The organism is Endozoicomonas sp. ALB115 (assembly GCF_049310245.1).
Lineage (GTDB): Bacteria > Pseudomonadota > Gammaproteobacteria > Pseudomonadales > Endozoicomonadaceae > Endozoicomonas.
The window spans coordinates 21,914-27,913 of sequence record NZ_JBLYZG010000063.1 but is presented as its reverse complement, the minus strand read 5'-3'; the positions used below and the strand labels follow the sequence as shown (position 1 = coordinate 27,913).

The 6,000-nt window shown below is 53.9% G+C and carries 1 protein-coding gene; it reads right to left on the bottom strand.

Annotated features, from left to right (window positions below; all coding sequences use genetic code 11):
- Positions 1 to 5,962: hypothetical protein (locus tag ACO6VE_RS20295; RefSeq protein WP_422463116.1), on the bottom strand; the 5,962-nt coding region annotated here is incomplete at its 3' end.
- Positions 5,963 to 6,000 lie beyond the last annotated feature (38 nt).

The following is a 6,000-nucleotide window of genomic DNA, read 5'->3' as shown; positions in this document are numbered from 1 at the left end:
CCCGGTCCGCATAAAGTTTCAGCAGTTTTTTGCCCTGCGGGCCTACCTGCGGCGGGTGGCTGTCGGTGACGGAGGCGGTGGGGGTCGCAACCGGTTGAGTGGTTTTATCCGGTACGATCGTTGGCGACGATGACTCAGCGTCAGTACGATCGTTAATGGCCGACGGGGTCGCCTCAGACGGGGTCGCCTCAAGGTGAGCTGTTGGTGTTTGGGAAGTGGATGTGGGTAGTGGTGAAGTGGATGGCTGTGAAGTGGATGGCTGCGCAGTGGTTGGCTGTGAAGTCGTTGGCTGTGAAGTCGTTGGCTGTGAAGTCGTTGGCTGTGAAGTCGATGGCTGTGAACTGGATACCGCCCGGGCGGTGTCGGTTTCAGCATCATCTGCGGCAGAGGGCGATGGGCGTGTGGCGCCAGAGGTGTTTTGTGCGGCAGACAACGCTGTTTTTAGCGATGTTGACGGTTCTTTCGTAATCTCTGATAAGTCTTCTGATGCCCCGGTGGCATCAATCGACGAACTCAGCTCTGGTGAGAACGGAGCCGTAGTGTTGGATGACAAGGCCTGAGTGCTTGCCATCCCGGATGGGGTCATTGACACATCGGTGGTATTCACCGACGAACTCAATTCCGGTGAGAACGGAGCCGTAGTGTTGGATGACAGTGCCTGAGTGCTTGCCATCCCGGATGGGGTCATTGACACATCGGTGGTATTCATCGACGAACTCAGCTCGGGTGGGAACTGAGCCGTGGTGTTGGATGACAAGGCCTGTGTGCTTGCCATGCCTGACGGAGTCACCGACACATCGGTGGTATTCATCGACGAACTCAGTTCGGGTGAGAACGGAGCCGTGGTGTTGGATGACAAGGCCTGAGTGCTTGCCATCCCGGATGGGGTCATTGACACATCGGTGGTATTCATCGTTGAACTCAGCTCTGGAGAGAACGCAGCCGTGGTGTTGGATGACAAGGCCTGTGTGCTTGCCATCCCGGATGGCGTCATTGACACATCGGTGGTATTCATCGACGAACTCAATTCCGGTGAGAACGAAGCCGTAGTGTTGGATGACAAGGCCTGTGTGCTTGCCATCCCGGATGGGGTCATTGACACATCGGTGGTATTCATCGACGAACTCAGCTCTGGTGAGAACGGAGCCGTGGTGTTGGATGACAATGTTTGAGTGCTTGCCATCCCTGACGGAGTCATTGACACATCGGTGGTATTCATCGACGAACTCAGTTCCGGTGAGAACGGAGCCGTAGTGTTGGATGACAATGTCTGTGTGCTTGCCATGCCTGACGGAGTCACCGACACATCGGTAGTATTCATCGACGAACTCAACTCTGGAGAGAACGCAGCCGTGGCACTGGATGATAACCTCTGAGTGCCTGCCATGCCTGACGGAGTCACCGACACATCGGTAGTATTCATCGACGAACTCAACTCTGGAGAAAACGCAGCCGTGGTACTGGATGATAACGTCTGGGTGCCTGCCATCCCTGATGGAGTGAGTGACACATCGGTGGTATTCATCGACGAACCCAGCTCTGGAGAGAACAGCTCCGTGGTGCTGGATGATAACCTCTGGGTGCCTGCCATGCCTGATGGGTTCAGTGATGCCTCAGTAGTATTCATTGACGGACTCATTTCCGGCGAAATCCGGGCCATCGTGCTGGATGACAATGCCTGAGTGTTTACCGTTCCGGACGGGCTTAATGAACCCTCTGTAGCATTAGCGAACGAACCAGACTTGGATGAGGCTAAAGTGATGATACTGGACGACACTGCCTGTCTACTTGCCGTCTCTGACGAACTCAACGACGCCGTGATAGTATTAAACGACAAACTTGACTCTGCTCCAATTGGAGCTGTGGTATTGGCAGATAGTGCCTGAGCACGGGTGCTCTCTGACTGGCGTGGTGCAGCCTCAATAGTAGTGCTGGCCGACGAACTCAATCCGGGTGCCAGCACAGGTGCAGCGGTATGCGGCCATAAAGCCGTCGATAACAATGCTTTTGAGGCGTCCGGTGGTACATGGCTGGAACTGCCCTCAGATACCGCTAAGGACGTTAGCAGTCCGGCTTCACTGGTTGCACGATCCATGGCAGCAGATGCCATTGCAGGGGTAATGTCAGCCTGTTCTGTCACGGTTACAGCCGTGGTTGATACGCTGGTCGATGCCAGTGGCTGCGGGGTGCTGGTCTCCGGCACGATGGTGGCCAATGCATGCACGTCAGAAGACACCACCGCCTGTGTGCCGGTTGCCGATGCGATCGCAACAACAGGGCTACTGTTGTCAGCAACCACTCCGGGATTGCTGCCCGGCCTGTCCGTGGCAGGTTGCAGGCCTGTGACGGGCGGCTGGCCGGTCGTTAACAATCCACTGGTGGGCGTGGTTCCTCTGTTACCACTGCCTCCGGATGAGTGATGATGACCGGAGTTGTCATTGTCAGATGAATCATCATCACTATCACCCCCGCCTCCCTTCTTCTTCCCATCTTCTACAAGTTCGTAGATTTCATAACCTACCCAGCCGGCAACGCCGGCTGCCACGGCCGCAGCAATGATCATAAGTAATTCCGGGGTCAGGAGTCCAACAGCCAGTGTTTCAGCAAAACCGGCCATCAGGGCGGGTGCAGAGAATCCAACAACGCCTTCTGCAACTATCCTTTTTACTGCCTTTTCATACAACTCATCGGCGGCACAACCGCCCATGCCAGCCCCGGCCAGGGCTCTTTTACGTCGACACGCGGGTTCTTTTATTTTGCCTTTGCTGCCTTTGCCACGAGTGCGGATATGGGCCCAGTCTTCGCCGCCGGGTTCATGATGTGGCGGGGCGGGTGCCTTGGCCATCAAATCCTCAACAGAAGTTTTGAGCCCATCACCCAGGGATTTCAAAACCTCGGTCTCTGGCACAAACTCCTCTGCTGCACTTTCCCCAATGCGGACCCCGACATCTTCCGCCGCCGCATCGCCCCCGTTCGAGGCCAGTCTTTTTATAAATGCGCCGCTAGCCACCGAACCTAATGTTCCGCCGACGCTACCAATCGCGATTCCGGCCTTGGTTCCCACACTTAAACCTTGATCGGTGCCACCGGAAGGCTGGCCACCCGACGATTGGGGAACCGCACCAGCGGCTGGGTGAGCCAACAGCGCCGCTCCGGGAACCTCCGGGGCAATAGCATTGATGGCATCCTGCAACACCATCATCTGCATCGAATATTGAAAGTCGTCCAGGCTGGACACGCCCTGAGCCACCCCGGAAGGACCAGGTACAGGGTCCGGCTGTTCTCCAGCGGTCGCTTTGGCCCGGGCAAGCAGGCTTTGACTGGTTTTGGCCATAAGGTTGGCATTCAATATTTTGATGGCATCCGGTACCGGGGTATTATTGGCCAGAGCATCGTCAAGCACACTGATCACTTCCCGCATTTGCAGGATTAGTGGATCGACTGTGGTTACCTGAGTGCTTGAGGGTGGAGGGAGCAGGTCCTGTTCAGTCAGCTTCTGACTTAATTTCAGTTTTTCAAGCCCCGCTGCACTGGTCACCTTGTTAATGTATTCTTTTGCCAGGGCCTTCGTGGCCGCTTTGTCGAGGGCTTCAAGTTCCGTTACCGGCTTGGTCAGGATCTGTTTTAACGTTAAGGCCGAGGTAGGAATGGGAGCCATGTCAGCCCACTCGGTTATTTCTGCCTCGGTGGGTTGATAAAGATGCCCGATACCTCTTGAGTTGGCAATCTGCGCTGGCTGAGTCAATCCAAGGTTGTATACCTCAGCCAGTCGTCTCAGTGCGTCCATGGCCCTTGCGACCAACTGATCCATTGAATCGGCTCTGGCCACGTACAAAGAGCTTGAGATATCAGAAATGATCAGAGCCAGTTGATTATTCATCCTTTGTATTTTTGCAAATAGGATATGTCCGACACGCGGGGCGATGGTAAACAGAACAGTAGCATCTGCCCCTGTCGGTAACTGAGTTGCCTTCGCATTGAGCGCTGCAACCATCTTTGACAGCATTGACCGAATTGTAAGAAATGGTTCTCCAGCGTAGACTCCATACGAAAATTGCTCAAGTTCCTGGCTAATTTTACTAAGGTAATGACTGTCTTTTTTCAGGCCCAGGCTACGCCATAAAGGTGCGCGGGAAGCAATTAGTCTTTTAGTCGACAATTCCTGTAGCAAGGTCCTGACAAGAGCGGGTAATCGAGCATATCCGGCACCCAGAAAAACAGCATTGACCAGAGCATTTAAAGAGTTGCTAACAGAAATTCCAAAGTGGCTGGCAAGGGTCACTGACACTACATCGCCCAGACATATGCCTTCCCGTATTTGCAGATCATTCATCATTAGTCGAAAAGGGTTCCATGCCATAGAGAAAGCTGTGACAAAATTTAAATTCGTCACAGCTGGCGGATTGGGGGCCAGAGATATCCGTTGGAGACGCTGCAGCAGGTTACGAACCAAGACCTGGAGCCCTTGCATCATGTCTCTAGGTTGTGCCGGAGTACTTTCGTTAATAATTGAGAGGGTGTTAACTTTATACGCTAATCTGCCAAGTGCCTGATAGTCTTCACGCCACATTAAATCAAAGACCTCGTCCTTATATTGCGCCAAATAATTGGCCATCCCCAGTGGCTGACGGAGTTGATTGGCAAGAGCTATTGCATCCGGGTCTCCCGCAACGCCACGCTGCACCGCAAGGGTAAATTCATTGCGCATTGCAGAAAAACCCCGTAAAAAATCCAACAGTTGCGGGACCATGTTGTCTTGGGCAATGGCATCTTCAAGCCCTATCAGCCACCTGATGCTGTTTAAGAAATCCGGCTTCGAAATGATCATTCTTTTTGAGCGATGGTGATGGGCTACTGTCGTTGAGCCAGTATTCTGGGCAGGAGTTGTCGGGTCAGGCGCAATTGTGGTGTTGAACTCATGGATAATGTCATCCACCCCGGCTGCTACGATATCGAAATAGTGACGAGCGACATCAGGGAAAGTGGCATTAGTGAACGTGCCATTAGTGAACGTGCCATTGATCGTTTCGGCAAAGGCTTTAATACCCTCGAGCAGCATATATCCGGCAAAATCCCTGGCACTGCCCTTAACAAAGGTGGCTAATTCCGTGAGGTTAAGGGCCGGAAGCAGTTGTTGAAAATAAACCAGGTCATTTTCGTACATGCCAAGATTGGTTGAATTGCCCATATCGTCCACTATGGCGGTCAGTTGCTGCTCCAGTGTTAAATTGGTAGCGGCCAGCGAACTGGACAGGGCCAGAGTGGTCCTGGCGGGCGCGATGTCGGTGATGCCGCCCAATGAATGTGTCGGGATAATACTGTCAGTCCAGGGTGGCAGGGTGTTAACCAGTGAGGGAGTGCTGGCCGGTAGTAGTATCGGGCTGTTGGCAATGCTTGCAGAGGCAGAATCCTGAACAGTCGGGCCTGCATAATTAAACGGTGTTGTTTGTGTCGGGCTTGCATAATTAAACGACGACGTATCCATACCAATCGGGCTGGCAACAACCGAAACAGAACCGGGATCGGCTATTGCTGACGTTACCGATGCATTGGCGGCAACAGTGCCCTTGCCGGAACCGGTCAGGCTGGACCGGGCTGGGAAAGCCGTGGTGGCATTCATGGCAGTTGCCGAACTGTGCAGCGAAGGCAATGAATGCATACCCGTTGCATGGGTAGAGACGGTACTCTTCACCGAGCCGGATAACCCCATGGACGTTGCCGAATAGTCACCGGTTTCACCCATATCATTGATACTTACACTTGTGGCGGAAGGCCCTGCTGAGCCAGAAGCATGGGAGTGGCTGGAGACGCTGGCTGCCAGGGGATTGCTGACTGAGCCGGACTGGCTGGCTGGCCGATGAGCGCCGGTTACCGTAAAACCAGGGCCCGCCGTTTTTACTGAGCCTGCTGCATCGTGGGCAGTAGCGGTAATGGACTCTGATGAACTGTCTGATGAACTCACAGCAGTCTTGTAATCACTGCTGCTGTCACTGCTGCTGG